General features: G+C 67.0%; 16 protein-coding genes and 3 tRNA genes. 14 read left to right on the plus strand and 5 right to left on the minus strand.

Annotated elements, in window-relative coordinates; genetic code table 11:
- Positions 1–208 precede the first annotated feature (208 nt).
- The 4 genes from clpX to ASF57_RS19225 all read left to right on the plus strand — a co-directional run bounded on the left by clpX (position 209) and on the right by ASF57_RS19225 (position 4,789).
- Complete coding sequence (gene clpX / locus ASF57_RS19210; protein WP_055955375.1) at positions 209–1,480, plus strand: ATP-dependent Clp protease ATP-binding subunit ClpX; 1,272 nt, start codon at positions 209–211, stop codon at positions 1,478–1,480.
- Between the two features lie 275 nt (positions 1,481–1,755).
- Positions 1,756–4,182 (plus strand): endopeptidase La, encoded by a 2,427-nt coding sequence (gene lon / locus ASF57_RS19215; RefSeq protein ID WP_056188882.1) that lies wholly within the window; start codon positions 1,756–1,758, stop codon positions 4,180–4,182.
- A gap of 152 nt (positions 4,183–4,334) precedes the next feature.
- Positions 4,335–4,410, plus strand: a tRNA-Val gene (locus tag ASF57_RS19220).
- Between the two features lie 97 nt (positions 4,411–4,507).
- On the plus strand, positions 4,508–4,789 hold the full coding sequence (locus ASF57_RS19225) for a hypothetical protein (protein ID WP_244477029.1): 282 nt from the start codon (positions 4,508–4,510) through the stop codon (positions 4,787–4,789).
- On the opposite strand, the gene ASF57_RS19230 is transcribed toward ASF57_RS19225, so the two are convergent.
- The 4 genes from ASF57_RS19230 to ASF57_RS19245 form a co-directional block, all read right to left on the minus strand.
- Positions 4,790–5,362, minus strand: coding sequence for a CAP domain-containing protein (locus ASF57_RS19230; RefSeq protein WP_082504178.1), 573 nt, complete (start codon positions 5,360–5,362; stop codon positions 4,790–4,792).
- Positions 5,363–5,496: 134 nt separating this feature from the next.
- Positions 5,497–5,712: a hypothetical protein gene (locus ASF57_RS19235; protein WP_056188881.1), complete on the minus strand. Its 216-nt coding sequence runs from the start codon at positions 5,710–5,712 to the stop codon at positions 5,497–5,499.
- Between the two features lie 80 nt (positions 5,713–5,792).
- Positions 5,793–5,869: transfer RNA gene (locus ASF57_RS19240), tRNA-Asp, on the minus strand.
- A gap of 26 nt (positions 5,870–5,895) precedes the next feature.
- Positions 5,896–5,972 (minus strand) — tRNA-Asp (locus ASF57_RS19245).
- Between the two features lie 365 nt (positions 5,973–6,337).
- Here ASF57_RS19245 and rpmI point away from each other — a divergent pair.
- From rpmI to ASF57_RS19285, 8 genes are all read left to right on the plus strand, one after another.
- Entirely contained in the window at positions 6,338–6,541 is a 204-nt protein-coding gene (rpmI, locus tag ASF57_RS19250; protein WP_018044555.1) for a 50S ribosomal protein L35, read from the plus strand.
- A gap of 48 nt (positions 6,542–6,589) precedes the next feature.
- The gene (gene rplT, locus ASF57_RS19255; protein ID WP_056188878.1) at positions 6,590–6,961 is read left to right on the plus strand and encodes a 50S ribosomal protein L20; all 372 of its coding nucleotides are present in this window, start codon (positions 6,590–6,592) and stop codon (positions 6,959–6,961) included.
- 214 nt (positions 6,962–7,175) lie between these two features.
- Complete coding sequence (pheS, locus tag ASF57_RS19260) at positions 7,176–8,258, plus strand: phenylalanine--tRNA ligase subunit alpha (RefSeq protein ID WP_056486301.1); 1,083 nt, start codon at positions 7,176–7,178, stop codon at positions 8,256–8,258.
- Between the two features lie 21 nt (positions 8,259–8,279).
- A complete protein-coding gene (locus ASF57_RS19265; protein WP_056188872.1) occupies positions 8,280–8,576 on the plus strand; it encodes a hypothetical protein in 297 nt (98 codons plus the stop codon).
- Positions 8,573–9,058 (plus strand): hypothetical protein, encoded by a 486-nt coding sequence (locus ASF57_RS25975; protein ID WP_156376245.1) that lies wholly within the window; start codon positions 8,573–8,575, stop codon positions 9,056–9,058. The genes ASF57_RS19265 and ASF57_RS25975 overlap by 4 nt, the downstream gene beginning before the upstream one ends.
- Before the next feature lie 17 nt (positions 9,059–9,075).
- Complete coding sequence (gene pheT, locus ASF57_RS19275) at positions 9,076–11,499, plus strand: phenylalanine--tRNA ligase subunit beta (protein WP_056486307.1); 2,424 nt, start codon at positions 9,076–9,078, stop codon at positions 11,497–11,499.
- A 15-nt stretch (positions 11,500–11,514) separates the two neighbouring features.
- Positions 11,515–12,357, plus strand: coding sequence for a DUF1186 domain-containing protein (locus ASF57_RS19280; RefSeq protein WP_056188863.1), 843 nt, complete (start codon positions 11,515–11,517; stop codon positions 12,355–12,357).
- A gap of 290 nt (positions 12,358–12,647) precedes the next feature.
- Positions 12,648–13,415 (plus strand): Bax inhibitor-1/YccA family protein, encoded by a 768-nt coding sequence (locus ASF57_RS19285; protein ID WP_056486310.1) that lies wholly within the window; start codon positions 12,648–12,650, stop codon positions 13,413–13,415.
- 132 nt (positions 13,416–13,547) lie between these two features.
- Here the strand turns inward: ASF57_RS19285 and ASF57_RS19290 are convergent, their stop codons facing one another.
- On the minus strand, positions 13,548–13,922 hold the full coding sequence (locus ASF57_RS19290) for a DUF2794 domain-containing protein (RefSeq protein ID WP_056188858.1): 375 nt from the start codon (positions 13,920–13,922) through the stop codon (positions 13,548–13,550).
- 399 nt (positions 13,923–14,321) lie between these two features.
- Between ASF57_RS19290 and bluB the strand changes: the two genes are divergently transcribed.
- Positions 14,322–14,954 (plus strand): 5,6-dimethylbenzimidazole synthase, encoded by a 633-nt coding sequence (gene bluB, locus ASF57_RS19295; RefSeq protein WP_244477030.1) that lies wholly within the window; start codon positions 14,322–14,324, stop codon positions 14,952–14,954.
- 197 nt (positions 14,955–15,151) lie between these two features.
- On the plus strand, positions 15,152–15,682 hold the full coding sequence (locus tag ASF57_RS19300; protein WP_056188852.1) for a L,D-transpeptidase: 531 nt from the start codon (positions 15,152–15,154) through the stop codon (positions 15,680–15,682).
- The last annotated feature ends 459 nt before the right edge of the window (positions 15,683–16,141 follow it).

Genomic DNA, 16,141 nt, shown 5'->3' on the forward strand with positions numbered 1-16,141 from the left:
GCCGGACTCGTCCGGTCCGGCGCGTCGTTACGAGGCGGCTGCATTTCGCCGCCCCGCCTTGATCCCGTCGCGGTCGCGTGCTTGCATCGCCAGTCTGATCGAAGCCGGCAGATGCGCGCAGGTGACTGTTTCTTTAGGCGGACGCCATTAAATTCGAAGGATGCGTGTGCGCCCCGGACCGGCGCCATGCCCGCGAACGGAGACCGATATGAGCAAGACTGGCGGCAACGACTCGAAGAGCACGCTGTACTGCTCGTTTTGCGGCAAGAGCCAGCACGAGGTCCGCAAGCTGATCGCGGGCCCGACGGTGTTCATCTGCGACGAGTGTGTCGAACTGTGCATGGACATCATCCGCGAGGAATCGAAGTCCTCCCTGGTGAAGTCGCGCGATGGGGTGCCGACCCCGAAGGAAATCCGCCGCGTGCTCGATGACTACGTCATCGGCCAGGATTTCGCGAAGAAGGTCCTCTCGGTCGCGGTCCACAACCACTACAAGCGCCTCGCCCACGCCTCGAAGCACAACGACGTCGAGCTGGCGAAGTCGAACATCATGCTGATCGGGCCGACCGGCTCGGGCAAGACGCTGCTGGCCCAGACCCTGGCCCGCATCCTCGACGTGCCGTTCACCATGGCGGACGCCACCACCCTGACCGAGGCCGGCTACGTCGGCGAAGACGTCGAGAACATCATCCTGAAGCTGCTCCAGGCCTCCGACTACAACGTCGAGCGGGCGCAGCGCGGCATCGTCTACATCGACGAGATCGACAAGATCTCGCGCAAGTCCGACAACCCGTCGATCACACGCGACGTCTCGGGCGAGGGCGTGCAGCAGGCCCTCCTGAAGATCATGGAAGGCACCGTCGCCAGCGTTCCGCCGCAGGGGGGGCGGAAGCACCCGCAGCAGGAGTTCCTGCAGGTCGACACCACCAACATCCTCTTCATCTGCGGCGGCGCCTTCGCGGGCCTGGAGCGGATCATCTCGGCGCGCGGCAAGGGCACCTCGATCGGCTTCGGCGCGACCGTGCAGGCTCCGGACGACCGCCGCACCGGCGAGATCTTCCGCAACGTCGAGCCCGAGGACCTGCTGAAGTTCGGCCTCATCCCCGAGTTCGTCGGCCGCCTGCCCGTGCTGGCGACCCTCGAGGACCTCGACGAGACCGCGCTGAAGCGCATCCTGCAGGAGCCGAAGAACGCCCTGGTCAAGCAGTACCAGCGCCTGTTCGAGATGGAGAACGTCGACCTCACCTTCCAGGAGGAGGCGCTGTCCATGGTCGCCCGCAAGGCGATCGAGCGGAAGACCGGTGCCCGCGGCCTGCGCTCCATCCTGGAGACCATCCTGCTGGAGACGATGTACGACCTGCCGGGCCTCGAATCCGTCGAGCAGGTGGTGATCGGCCCCGAGGTGGTCGAGGGCAAGGCCCGGCCGCTCTACATCCACGGTGACCGCAACAAGGAAGCCCCGGCCAGCGTCAGCGCCTGAGGCGCCGCGCGGGTCTCGTCAGGTCTGGGTCGAGCCTCGGGGCGGATGCTTGAAAACATCCGCCCCGATTTCCATCTCAGGCTCAGCGCGATGGCCGCACGCTCACCCGCCGAGGTGCGGTGTCCCGCCACCAGCCGCATCCCTGAACACGGTCCTCCGAGGGACCGTTTCTTCCCAACACGCTTCCGACCCCCTCGCGGCCCGGTCGGCCCCTGGCAGGATGCTTGCTCCCTGGGAGGAGCGACTGCCCGGCGTCCATCATGAGGAAGTCCGATATGACTCAATCGAAATCGCGCCAGCCGGTCGTTCCGGGCTCGACGGGCTCTTATGCCGTCCTTCCCCTGCGCGACATCGTCGTTTTCCCGCACATCATCGTGCCGCTGTTCGTCGGTCGCGAGAAGTCGATCCGCGCCCTCGAGGAGGCGGTCCGCACTGACCGTCACATCCTCCTGGCGACGCAGATCAATGCCAGCGAGGACGACCCCTCGCCGGACGCGATCTACAAGATCGGCACCCTGGCCAGCGTGCTGCAGCTGCTGAAGCTGCCCGACGGCACCGTGAAGGTGCTGGTCGAGGGCGCCGGCCGCGCCAAGATCTCGCGCTTCACCAAGTCCGACACCTATTACGAGGCCGAGGCCGAGACCCTCACCGACGAACTCGGTGACAGTGTCGAGGCGGAAGCCCTCGCACGCTCGGTCATCGCCGAGTTCGAGAACTACGTGAAGCTCAACAAGAAGATCTCGCCCGAGGTCGTCTCCGCCGTCACCCAGATCGACGAGCCCTCGAAGCTCGCCGATACCGTCGGCTCGCACCTCGCGGTCAAGATCGCGGACAAGCAGGCGATCCTGGAGATCCCCACGGTGGCGCAGCGCCTCGAGCGCGTGCTGTCGCTGATGGAGAGCGAGATCTCCGTGCTCCAGGTGGAAAAGCGCATCCGGACCCGCGTCAAGCGGCAGATGGAGAAGACCCAGCGCGAATACTATCTCAACGAGCAGATGAAGGCGATCCAGAAGGAACTGGGCGACTCCGAGGACGGCAAGGACGAGCTGGCCGAGCTCGAGGAGAAGATCGAGAAGACCAAGTTCACCAAGGAGGCCCGCGACAAGGCGGTGGCGGAGCTGAAGAAGCTGCGCCAAATGTCGCCGATGTCGGCGGAAGCGACCGTGGTGCGCAACTACCTCGACTGGATGCTCGGCATCCCGTGGGGCAAGCGCTCGAAGATCAAGAAAGATCTGCTCGGCGCCCAGGTCATGCTCGACGAGGACCATTTCGGCCTCGACAAGGTGAAGGAGCGGATCGTCGAGTACCTTGCCGTGCAGCAGCGGGCGAACAAGCTCACCGGCCCGATCCTGTGCCTCGTCGGACCTCCGGGCGTCGGCAAGACGTCGCTCGGCAAATCCATCGCCAAGGCGACGGGTCGCGAGTTCGTGCGCATGTCGCTCGGCGGCGTGCGTGACGAAGCCGAGATCCGCGGCCACCGCCGGACCTATATCGGCTCGATGCCGGGCAAGATCGTCCAGTCGATGCGCAAGGCGAAGACCTCGAACCCGCTCATTCTGCTCGATGAAATCGACAAGATGGGCATGGACTTCCGGGGTGATCCGTCGGCCGCCCTGCTGGAGGTTCTCGACCCGGAGCAGAACGCCACGTTCAACGACCATTACCTGGAGGTGGATTACGACCTGTCGAACGTGATGTTCGTCACCACCGCCAACACCCTGAACATCCCTGCGCCCCTGATGGACCGTATGGAGGTGATCCGCATCGCCGGCTACACCGAGGAAGAGAAGCTCGAGATCGCGCGCAAGCATCTGATCCCGGGCGCCGTGAAGAAGCACGGTCTCGACGCCAAGGAGTGGCAGATCGACGATGCCGGCCTGCTGATGCTCATCCGCCGCTACACGCGGGAGGCGGGCGTCCGCAACCTGGAGCGTGAAATCTCCAATCTGATCCGCAAGGCGGTGAAGGAGATCCTTATCACCAAGGTGAAGGCCGTCGCCGTCACCGAGGAGACCCTGCCGGTCTTCCTCGGCCCGCCGAAGTTCCGCTACGGCGAGATCGACGAGGAGGATCAGGTCGGCGTGGTGACGGGCTTGGCCTGGACCGAAGTCGGCGGCGAGTTGCTGACGATCGAAGGCGTCATGATGCCCGGTAAGGGCAAGATGACGGTCACGGGCAACCTGCGCGACGTGATGAAGGAATCGATCTCCGCTGCGGCGAGCTACGTCCGCTCGCGGGCCGTCGATTTCGGCATCGAGCCGCCCCTCTTCGAGCGTCGGGATATCCACGTCCACGTTCCGGAGGGGGCGACCCCGAAGGACGGTCCGTCCGCCGGCATCGGCATGGCGACCGCGATCATCTCGACGCTGACGGGCATTCCGGTGCGCCGCGACGTGGCGATGACGGGTGAGGTGACCCTGCGCGGTCGGGTGCTCCCGATCGGTGGCCTGAAGGAAAAGCTGCTCGCGGCTCTGCGCGGCGGCATCAAGACCGTCCTCATCCCCGAGGAGAACGCCAAGGACATCGCCGAGGTGCCCGACAGCGTGAAGAACGGGATGGAGATCATCCCCGTCTCGCGGATGGACCAGGTGCTGCAGCACGCCCTGGTCCGCGTCCCCGAGGCGATCGAATGGGAGGAGCCTGCCCCGAAGGTCCGTCCCGTGATCGCCGACGAGGAATCCGCGACGGTGATCGCCCACTAGGGCGCTCATGCTCACCCCTCCGGGGCTGAGCGGACCCTGATGCGACACGAGGCCTCGGCGGATACGCCGGGGCCTTTTCTCTGCGGTGAGGGCTGCGATGCAGGCAAGAGGGTTGCGCCCGATCCTCCGCTTCCGCTACGAAGCGGCGCATCGGGCGGTTAGCTCAGTTGGTAGAGCGTCTCCTTTACACGGAGAGGGTCGGCGGTTCGAGCCCGTCACCGCCCACCAGACACCTGTCGTCAGGTCTGCTGTCCCATGAGGCGTGCAGGCGCGCGCCATCGCGTAGGACTCCCGGGCGAGCGACGATTTCTGCAGGGGGGCATCCGTGAGCGATGAAGCCGGAACGGATCTGCAGCCCGCGCGGGGATTCCCGCCGCCCTGGATCGTGGTCGAGCGGGCCGAGAGCTTCTGCGTCGAGGACGGCGAAGGGCTTGCGGTTGCCTGGACGTACTTCTCCGACGATGCCGATCGGCGGGCCGCGACCGGGGTGATGACCCGGGACGAGGCGCAGCGCATCGCCAAGGCCATCGCGATGGTGCCCGAGATGCGGACGATCATACGGTCCCTGCAGGATGGGCTGGCCGAGGCGGATACCGACGGCGCCTAGTCAGCCGCCGGTCATGACCAGGGCCCAGAAGCGCTTGTAGCGGGTGCCGGGTGCGTCCACCCGGGCGATGCCGACGCGCTTGAGCTGCGGCATCAGCATGTTCCGGTTGTGCTCGGGTGAATTCTTCCAGCGGGCCAGCACCTCGTCGAAGGTGGCCGAGCCGGCGCTGAGATTCTCGGAGGCGTAGGCGCGGCCGAACCCGGCTTCCGCCATCCGGGCATTAAAGGTGCCGCCGATTTCGTGGCTCAGGCGCCCGGCCTTCGCGTTGGAGGCAGCCTGATAGGATGCAGCCCGGATCAGGCTCGAATCGATCACCACCGGGCCGAGGCCGTGCTGGGCCCGGTAGCGTGAGATCGCGGCGGCAGCCGCTTGTTCGTCGAGGATCACCACGCTGGTCGGCTGATCGGGTGCGAGCAGGCTCGCCGGCGAACCGCAACCGGCCAGCACCAGGAGAAGGGATAGGGCGGCGATCCGCGCGCCGGCCTCGGACCCGGAGAATCTCGACCGAGGACAGGGGCGGGGGGTGGCGTGAACGGATGTCGCGATTTCGGGGGCTAGAGTTTCGGACGGCATGGTTTGGGACGGGACTCGCGGGAGGCTTCGGGTGTGAAGGCCTTCCCGGTCCGATGCGGCGAAAACGCGGCGTGCTCCGAGTTGGGACGCGCCGTCTCACGCCTGTGGTGCGTCGGCCACGGTCGGTGGGGCGGTCAGATCCGCGTGCCGTGATCGCGGGGCGGCGCGCCGCAGCGCCAGGCCATGATGCGAAACTCGGGATGCGTGCCGATCCACTGGGCCAATTGCGGCTGGGCCACGTGCAGGCAGGCCGGGGCGTCCTCGACATCGAGGGCAAGCTTGCGCGACTCGCAGGTGTCCGGTGCGCGCGCGAGGCAGACAGTGAAATAGAGGAAGAAGACGCCCGACATCCGTCGCTCTCCGGTCCGATGACAAGAGAAGGGTAGGGCGGAGGGAAGCAAAAGCGAGATGAAACGTGTCGCGAGCACGATGGCGCGGGCGACGGGACTCGAACCCGCGACCTCCGGCGTGACAGGCCGGCACTCTAACCGACTGAGCTACGCCCGCATCCTAGATTCGGAACAGAAGTGACGTGGCGCGGGCGACGGGACTCGAACCCGCGACCTCCGGCGTGACAGGCCGGCACTCTAACCAACTGAGCTACGCCCGCTTGACGTCCCGCCCCGTTTCCGGCGGTGTCGGGGGTTTAGGTTCCGGGCCGGGGGCTGTCAAGCAACCGCGCGCCGCAATTCCGAGGGAATTTCCAGCTGCCGACTTTGCGCGGGATCCCGCCCCGGGTCTGGCGCAGGACATTGCCGAAACTTGGCCCCGGGTATGGCCCAGGGCAGGGCCCGGAAGCTCGGCGCCAAACCCGGCATTGAACCCGCGTCGCTTTTCTGTCATAGCCCCCTCGCGTTGAACCGCCCGGCCGATAGGGCTGCCGTGGCGGTTCGTGCTGCTCCATCAGAAGCATCAACCGAGCGCATCTCTTCGATCCGAACCGGATCGGAGCCGCTGCGCGTTCAGGAGAGCCAAATGCCCAAGCTGAAAACCAAGTCGGGCGCGAAGAAGCGCTTCAAGATCACCGGCACCGGCAAGGTCATGTATGCCCAGGCCGGCAAGCGCCACGGGATGATCAAGCGGACGACGAAGCAGATCCGCAACCTGCGCGGCACCACCACCCTGTTCGAGGGCGATGCTGCCAACGTGAAGAAGTACTTCCTGCCGAACAGCCGGTAAGCCTTCACGACGCCGACACTGCTTTTTTCGTAATCCAGGAGAACACCCATGGCCCGCGTCAAGCGCGGCGTGACCAGTCACGCGAAGCACAAGAAAGTCCTCAAGGCCGCCCGTGGTTATTACGGCCGCCGCAAGAATACGATCCGGATCGCCAAGCAGGCGGTCGAGAAGGGCATGCAGTATGCCTACCGCGATCGGAAGAACAAGAAGCGCACGTTCCGCGCGCTCTGGATCCAGCGCCTCAACGCCGCGGTCCGTGAGCATGGCCTGACCTACTCGCGCTTCATCAACGGCCTGTCGATCTCCGGCATCGAGGTGGACCGCAAGGCCCTGTCCGAGCTCGCCATCCACGAGCCCGCCTCCTTCGCGGCAGTGGTCGAGTTGGCCAAGGCCGCCCTTCCGGCCGCCAAGGCCGCCTGAGGCGAGCCCGGCTCGCCCGCGAGCCGAGCGCTGTTCTTCACGAAAGGCGCGGCGCCCGCGGGGAGCCGCGCCTTTCGTCTTTTCGTACCGCACGGGTGTTTTCCGGCTCCCCGCCGCTTGCATTGCGGGCGCCGCCCGGGAAAACCCTCGCCCTAGGCCGATCGAGCCCGCCCGGCCCTCTCGGGGTCGGCGCCGCAGCCGGTGAGTTGAATCGATGACCGATCTCGATACCCTCGAAGGCGACCTGCTCCGTCAGGTCGCGGACGCGTCCGACGAGGCCGCCCTCGATACCGTGCGCGTCGCGGCCCTCGGCAAGAAGGGGTCGGTCTCCGAACTCCTGAAGACCCTGGGGTCGATGACGCCCGACGAGCGTAAGACCCGCGGTCCCCTGATCAACGGTTTGCGCGACCGGGTGCAGGGCGCCCTCGCCGCGCGCCGCGATGCGCTGGCCGAGGCGGCGCTGTCCGCCCGTCTCGCGGCCGAGCGCATCGACGTGACTCTGCCGGTGCGCGAGGCGCCGGAGGTGCGCGGCCGCGTCCACCCGATCAGCCAGGTCATGGACGAGATCACGGCGATCTTCGCCGATATGGGCTTCTCGGTGGCCGAAGGTCCCGACATCGAGACCGACGACTACAACTTCACCGCCCTCAACTTCCCGCCCGGCCACCCGGCCCGCGAGATGCACGATACCTTCTTCCTGGCTCCAGACCGCAACGGCCAGCGCAAGGTGCTGCGGACCCACACCTCGCCGGTGCAGATCCGGACCATGCGGGCCCAGCAGCCGCCGATCCGGGTGATCTGCCCGGGCCGGACCTACCGGCACGATTCGGACCAGACGCATACGCCGATGTTCCATCAGGTCGAGGGACTGGTGATCGACAAGGCGGCCAACATCGCCAATCTGAAATGGGTGCTGGAGGAGTTCTGCCGCACCTTCTTCGAGGTCGAGTCGGTGAAAATGCGGTTTCGGCCGTCCTTCTTCCCCTTCACCGAACCGTCGGCCGAGGTCGACATCCAGTGCTCGCGCAAGGGCGGCGAGATCCGCTTCGGCGAGGGCACCGACTGGCTCGAAATCCTCGGCTGCGGCATGGTTCACCCCAACGTGCTGCGCAATTGCGGCCTCGATCCCGACAGCGTCCAGGGCTTCGCCTTCGGCGTCGGCATCGACCGGATCGCGATGCTGAAATACGGCATGCCCGACCTGCGCCCGTTCTTCGAGGCGGATGTGCGCTGGCTCGACCATTACGGGTTCCGGCCGCTCGACATTCCGAGCCTGGTGGCCGGTCTGACGGGCTAGGTCATCAGAGAGGTCCAGGCCATGACCGCGACGGATATCGAAACGATCGTTCATCGGACCTTGAGCGAAACGCTTGGCCCGTTCGGCTTCGATCGCGCGGAGGTGCGCCCTTACGTCGATCACGCCGGAGACGAGGCGCTGGCGATCGTTGCTCACTTCAAGCCCTCGGCCGTACCGGCCGCCCAGCGCCCCTCGGTCAGGGCCATAGGGCTGTTGCGGAGCGAGCTTCTGGCGAATGGGGAGGAGCGCTTTCCCTATCTCGATTTCTCCGTGTCCAACGAGGACCTGCCACCCGACGATACGGCCGAGACCGAATGATGCCGAAGCTGGGTAACCCGCTGGTCTATAATCTCCTCGAAGTTGCGGACGGCTTGGCGCTGTCGCCCGGTACGCCGAACGTCAGGAAAGCGGCCATGCGCCGAGCTGTCAGTACGGCCTATTACGCGGTGTTCCACGCGCTCTGTTACCTGTGCGCGGATGAACTGGTCGGCTGGAGCAGAACGGGGACACACGATCCAATCTATCGATCTGTGGATCATGGGTCTGCAAAAACGCGCCTCGCAGGCAAGGCCGCGGAACGGATCGGCTCGACGGTTCTCGCCATCGGTGCCGCATTCACCAAGCTTCAGGACGATCGACATGCGGCCGATTACGCGTCGCCGGTCCTTCCTGTCAGTCTGGAGCGGACCCAGACGATCATCGCTTCGGCTCGGCAGACCATTGCGCTGATCGAAGAAGTGCAGAAGCCGCAACGTCTCGAACTCGCGATCCTCCTGGTCGCCAAACCCCGACCAATCTGAGTCGAAGAGCCGAACCCATGAAATTCACCCTCTCCTGGCTCAAGGACCACCTCGATGCCGAGGCCTCCCTGGAAACCATCGCCGAGACGCTGACGCGGATCGGCCTGGAGGTCGAAGGCATCGAGGACAAGGCCGCCAGCCTGAAGCCCTTCGTGGTGGCGCATGTCCTCACGGCCGAGCAGCACCCCAATGCCGATCGCCTGCGCGTGTGCACGGTCGACGCCGGCAATGGCCAGCCGCTCCAGGTGGTGTGCGGTGCCCCCAATGCCCGCGCCGGCATGAAAACGGTGTTCGCGCCCCCCGGCACCTACGTTCCGGGCCTCGACAAGACCTTGGCGATCGGCACCATCCGCGGCGTCGAGAGCCACGGCATGCTGTGCTCGGGCGCGGAACTCGGCCTCGGCGAGGAATCGAGCGGCATCCTCGACCTGTCCGAGGACGCACCCACGGGCCGGCCCTACGCCCTCTATGCCAAGCTCGACGACCCGGTGGTCGAGATCAACCTGACCCCGAACCGGCCGGATTGCACCTCGATCCACGGCATCGCCCGCGATCTCGCGGCGACCGGCCTCGGCGATCTCAAGCGGCCGCCCCAGCCGCCGGTCCGCGGGGAGGGCGCCTGTCCGGTGCCCGTCACCCTCGATTTCGCGGCACCCGATGCGGGCCTCTGCCCTTACTTCACCCTGCGCCTCGTGCGCGGCGTCACGAACGGCCCGTCGCCCGACTGGATGCAGGCGCGCCTGCGGGCGCTCGGCCTGCGCCCGATCAACGCGCTCGTGGACATCACCAATTACCTGACCTTCGATCGCGGCCGGCCGCTCCACGTCTTCGATGCCGCCAAGGTGGCGGGCGGCCTCGTGGTGCGTCGTGGCCGGGACGGAGAGACGCTGAAAGCTCTCGACGGCAAGACCTACGCGCTGAGCGAGGATACCGTCGTCATCGCCGACGACAACGGCGTCGAGTCGATCGCCGGCATCATCGGCGGCGAGGCCTCGGGCTGCGACGCGTCGACGACCGATGTCCTCATCGAATCGGCCCTGTGGGACCCGGTGAACATCGCCCAGTCCGGCCGCCGGCTCGGAATCATCACCGATGCCCGCTACCGCTTCGAGCGTGGCGTCGATCCGGCCTTCACCCTGCCGGGCCTCGACCTCGCCACCCGCCTCGTGCTGGAGATCTGCGGCGGCAGCCCGAGCCAGCCCGTGATCGTCGGCGAGCCGCCGCAGACGGAGCGCGTCATCGACTTCCCCTGGACCGAGACCCGGCGGCTGGCCGGCATCGAGCTGTCCCGGGCCGAGATGAAGGTGTCCCTGGAGGCCCTGGGCTTCCACGTCGCCGGCTCGGGCGACCGGGTGAAGGTGCTCACTCCGTCCTGGCGCCCGGACGTGGAGGGCAAGGCCGACCTCGTCGAGGAGATCATCCGCATCGCCGGGCTCGACCGCATCGAGCCGAAGCCCCTGCCGCGTATCGAAGCGGCAGTGGGCAAGCCGGCGCTGACCGTGCTGCAGAAGCGCACGCGCCTCGCCAAACGGGCGCTGGCGAGCCGAGGCCTCGTCGAGGCCGTGACCTGGTCGTTCATCCCGCACGACGACGCGCTCCTGTTCGGCGGCGGCGGGGCGGACTTGGCCCTGGCCAATCCGATCGCCGCCGATCTCTCGGACATGCGCCCGAGTCTGGTGCCCGGCCTGCTCCGCGCCGCCCAGCGCAACGCCGACCGCGGCAGCGCCGACGTCGCCCTGTTCGAGGTCGGCCAGTGCTTCGCCGACGACCAGCCGGAGGGCCAGACCATCCGGGCCGCCGCCATCCGGCGCGGGACCGCGACCCATGCGGGTGCGGGACGCCACTGGGATGCGCGGACTGACGCCGTCGACGCCTTCGACGCCAAGGCCGACGCCCTGGCGCTGCTGGCCGCCTTCGGCATTCCCACCGGCGGCCTGCAGGTCGTGGCGGGCGGGCCCGGCTGGTTGCATCCGGGCCGGTCCGGCACGCTCCAGTTCGGCCCCAAGAACCCGGTCGGCTTCTTCGGCGAGGTGCATCCGCGCGTGATGAAGGCCCTCGACCTCAAAGGACAGCTCGTCGCCTTCGAGATCACCCTCGACGCCGTACCGCTTCCGAAATACCGTCCCACCAAGGTGAAGCCCGCCCTCGGGCTGTCGGACTTCCAGCCGATCTCGCGGGACTTCGCCTTCGTGGTCGGACGCGATGTCGCTGCCGGCGAGGTGGTGAAGGCGGCGCAAGGAGCGGAGCGCAAGCTCATCACCGGCATCGACGTCTTCGACATCTACGAGGGTGTCGGCATCCCCGAAGGCTCGAAGTCGGTGGCGATCGCGGTCCGGCTCCAGCCGGTCGATCGGACCCTCACCGATGCGGAGATCGAGGCGGTGACCGCCCGCATCGTCGCCGAGGTCGGACGCAAGACCGGGGCGACTCTCCGCTCCTGACAGGACACCGCACGCATGCTCGATCCGGCTCTCGTCTCCGCGCTCTCGGCGGCCAAGCACCTCCCGGTCCGCGAGATGCGCGAGGCCCTGGCGGAGCCGGACCGGATCGCCGAAGCGGTGCTCGACGTCCTCGATCGGGCGGCCGGGCCGCCGGACCTCGCGGAGGCCGAGGCCGACCTGCTGTTCTGGGGCCTGCATGTCCTGGCAGCCGCGCGCGACACGCGGGTGTTCAAGCCGCTGGTGCGGCTACTGCACGCCGACGGGGAGGCCCTCGACATCCTGATCGGCGACGCCGTGACGACGACGCTGGCCAAGATCCTGGTCAGCGTCTTCGACGGCGGGGTCGATCCGCTCTCCGCCCTGCTGGTCGACAGCACCACGGACGGCATGGTCCGGCACGAGGGCTTCGCCGCCCTGGCCTATCTGACGCAGACAGGCCGGATTCCGCTGCCGGTGGCGCGCGACCTGCTGGTCCGCTTCGACGACAAGCGGACCGCTGTGGAGGGGGATGTCAGCTGGGCCGGCTGGGAAGAGGCCATCGCCCTGCTGGGCCTGCGCGAACTGGAGCCCCGCGTCCGTGCCGCGCGCCGCGACGGGCGGCTGACCGACGAGTTCAGCGATCCACCCTGGTTCGCCAAGACCCTGCGCCACGCGGAGGCGCGCCCCGACGACCTCTCGCGCTTCGACCCGGAGCGGTTCGGACTGATCGAAGACCCGGTCGCGGCTCTGGCCTGGACGGCCGAGGATGTCGGCCAGCCCGTCCGCAACCCGTTGAAGAGCGTCGGCCGCAACGACCCGTGCCCCTGCGGCAGCGGCAAGAAGTTCAAGAAGTGCTGCCTCGACAAGGCGGCGGCCTGATCCGCCGCACAGGCGCGCTTGGTTCCGAAGACCAGACCGGGGCACTGTGCCTTGGTTAACCGGACCTCGTTCAATCCTCACCTGTCGACCGACGGATTTAATCCCCGACGAAAGTAGGAAAATAGCAGCACAGGCGGGTGCGATTCAGCCCTTTCAGCCTTGGCTGGCCCCTTGTGCAGGGCAGCGTGACCGAACATATTTCGTCCTGAGGCGCCGCAGGGTGCCAGAGGTCCTGTGCGTGAGCCTCCTTCCGAAATCACACGCTGAGAGAGCTTCCAAGGGAAACTCCCATGGCATTCGATAATAGCCCCTTCCGGTACGGCGCTCAGCCGACCGGGTACGCCGGCAGCCAGGTCGAGATCGACCAGGGCCTGCGCAGCTTCATGCTTGGCGTCTACAACAACATGGTCGTTGGCCTCGGGATCTCGGGACTCGTGGCGCTGGGCCTCAACATGGCCGCCGTCGCGCAGACGGCGACCGGCCGCGTTGCCCTGACGCCGTTCGGCCAGTTGCTCTACACCAGCCCGCTGAAGTGGGTCGTGATGCTGGCGCCGCTCGCCTTCATCTTCATCTTCTCGATGCGGATGGACCGGATGTCCGCCTCCTCGGCGCGCCTGACCTTCTTCGCCTTCGCGGCGGTGATGGGCGCCTCGATGTCCTCGCTTCTGCTCGTGTTCACGGGCGCCAGCGTGGTGCGGGTGTTCTTCATCACGGCGGCGACGTTTGGCGGTCTCAGCCTCTACGGCTACACCACCAAGCGCAGCCTGTCGGGCATGGGCTCGTTCCTGGTGATGGGCCTGATCGGCCTCATCATCGCCTCGCTGGTGAACATCTTCCTCGCCTCTTCGGCGCTTCAGTTCGCGATCTCGGTGATCGGCGTCCTGATCTTCGCAGGCCTCACCGCCTACGACACGCAGAAGCTCAAGGAGATGTTCCTCTATAGCGGCGCCGATGCCGAGGGTGCGGCCAAGCTTTCGGTCAACGGTGCCCTGACGCTGTACCTGGACTTCATCAACATGTTCCAGATGCTGCTCTCGCTCCTCGGCGACCGCCGCTAAGCGAACCGAATCTCCAACGAAGAAAAGGCCCCGGCGGGACACCGCCGGGGCCTTTTTCATGTCGAACGGGTTGGTCCGGCTGACAACGTCTGGGGAGCGGCGCCCCTTGCCCTCGGTGTATCGTCCCCCGCGTCACACCGCGCGCAGGGGCGGCTCCAGCACGGCCAACACCCGGGCGAGATCGGTGCCACGCTTCATCACCAGCCCGGAGGCTGCCACCACCGCGTAGGCGCCCTGACGCCGGGCTAGCTTCGGGTCCTTCTCGACCCGGTACAGTGGCATCTCCGAGCTGCGCCGATAGATCGAGAACACCGCCTTGTCGCGGCGGAAATCGAGGGCGTAGTCGCGCCATTCCCCCTGCGACACCATCCGGCCGTAGAGATTGAAGATCACGCGCAGCTCGGCACGGTCGAAGGCGATCTGAGGGGTGACCGGCACGTTCGGGAAGGGGATGACCCGGGCGGCAGGCTCGGGCAATCGCGGATCGGCACCGGTTGTTTCGCTCATCGTCGCTCCTGTCCGGGGATTGATCCCTCATCATGGTGCCGTGCCTTCCCACCCGCAAGGGCGGCGATTCGGCCGGGCGCCGGCAAGACTCATCATCACGATTTTGCCGCCGTCAGGCCCAGGGTCGGCCTTGATGAGCGCCGATACCTGTGGCCGAAACTTCGTCGATCCCGTGCCGGTGCGGCGTCCGATCTTCACGGCTCCCCAGCTCCTCGGCCGGCGCCCGGGTCCACGGGGCCGACATTCCAGAGGTTTCGAGACCCAAGGACTTCAGGCCGCCTCTTCGGAGCGCGGCCCTTTTTTTGAAGTTTGCCTGCGAAGCCCGCGCCGCGACGAAAATCTTCTACCGCGGCGGCAAAGTCCGGCTAAGAAGACTGAAATGTACCGCGGGGACGGATCGTGGCCAGCTTCGATGCCGATTTTCGTGAGACGCTCACGACCTTGTTCGCCTGGCGCCGCGACGTGCGCCGCTTTCGGACCGACCCGGTGGACGAGACGCTGCTGCAGCGCTGCCTCGACCTGGCGGCCTTCAGCCCCTCGGTCGGCAACAGCCAGCCCTGGCGCTTCGTCCGCGTCAGCGATGCGGACCGCCGCGCCGCGGTGATCGCAAGTTTCGAGCGGTGCAACGCGGCCGCGGCCGAAGCCTATCAGGCGGAGCAGCGCGAGGCCTATGTGCGGCTGAAGCTCGCGGGCCTGCGAGAAGCGCCGGTGCACCTCGCGGTGTTCTGCGACGAGGCCACGGTGACCGGCCACGGCCTCGGGCGGGCGACCATGCCGGAGATGCTGCGCTACTCCGTCGTCACCGCCGTCCAGACCTTCTGGCTCGCAGCACGCGCCCATGGACTGGGAGTCGGCTGGGTCTCGATCCTCGAGCCTGGAGCCGTCTGCAAAACGCTGGACGTTCCCTGTGCCTGGAGCCTCGTGGCCTATCTCTGCGTCGGGTTTCCGGTCGAGGAGCACGAAGACCCGGAGCTTGTCCGTCACGGCTGGCAGCAGCGGCTCGCATCCGGCATGACCCTGATCGAGCGCTAAGGACCGTTCGGATCAACAGAGTCAACGAAGTCTAAAGATGAACACTCGGATTTAGCTTGATTGTGGTCGCGGGACTTTACCGCGCTTGCTGATTTCCGGGTCATACGGCACGCTCAGCACTTCGCTTTACCGGAACGAGACCTTGGATGCGCGATTGATGATCGGGCAAACGGTCACGCTTTCGGAAGGCACGGGTCATGGTTCGGCAGGGCAGATGGGTTTTGGCGCTCGCAGGGGCGGTCCTCGGGGTGAACGGCGGGGAAGCAAACTTCCTGGTGGCTTCGGCCCAGGCGCGCGAGGTCGTCGCCTTTCATGAAGGCGTGATGCCCGGCTCGATCATCGTCCGCACCTCGGAGCGCCGCCTCTATCTCGTCAACGGCGACGGCACCGCGATTCGCTATCCAGTGGCCGTCGGCAAGCCCGGCAAACAGTGGAGCGGCGCCACCCAGATCGACGGCAAGTATGTCGAGCCGGCCTGGTCGCCGCCGCGCGAGGTCAAGCGCGACAACCCGCGTCTGCCCTCGGTGATCGCCGGTGGATCGCCGTCCAATCCCATGGGCGTCGCCGCCATGACCCTCGCGGGCGGCGAGTACGCCATCCACGGCACCAACCGGCCGAATTCCATCGGCACTTACGCCTCCTACGGCTGTATCCGCATGTACAACCAGGACATCACCGACTTGTATGAGCGCGTCTCGGTGGGCACGCAGGTCTACGTGACGCGCTGACTCCGTCGCGCGCCGAGCGCGCGGCGCGTCGAAACAGGCGCGCGGCGCGTCGAAACAGGCGCGCGGCTCTGGCTGGACAAGCGTGCCGGCGCCGCCAGGGTACGCCGTTCCAGCCTTGCGAACGCCGCCCCTCTCTCAGATCCGACGAAGAGCGCCGTCCCGCCCTGCCGGATCGGCTCCGACGCGACCATCCGATCGACGGGGCGGTTCTCGATCGGCATCCGCGAATCCGACAGTCCCGAGACGCGCAGCGCGGCCGTTGGCCGGGCGAAGGTCCCCTGTGCGAAGCCATCGCTCCGCCATCTCGCGTAGGCGGTTCGAGGCCGCCCCTGGCGCGACGCCACCGGACGCGCGCTGGCGTCCGCCGCATCGCTGGACCCGTCACTCGCGCCCGCCGTGCCTGTCCCGACCCCGCCATTTGTGCGCGACTTGCGCAATTTCATTGACGAACTGCGCAAA

This window comes from Methylobacterium sp. Leaf117, from assembly GCF_001422985.1.
GTDB lineage: Bacteria > Pseudomonadota > Alphaproteobacteria > Rhizobiales > Beijerinckiaceae > Methylobacterium.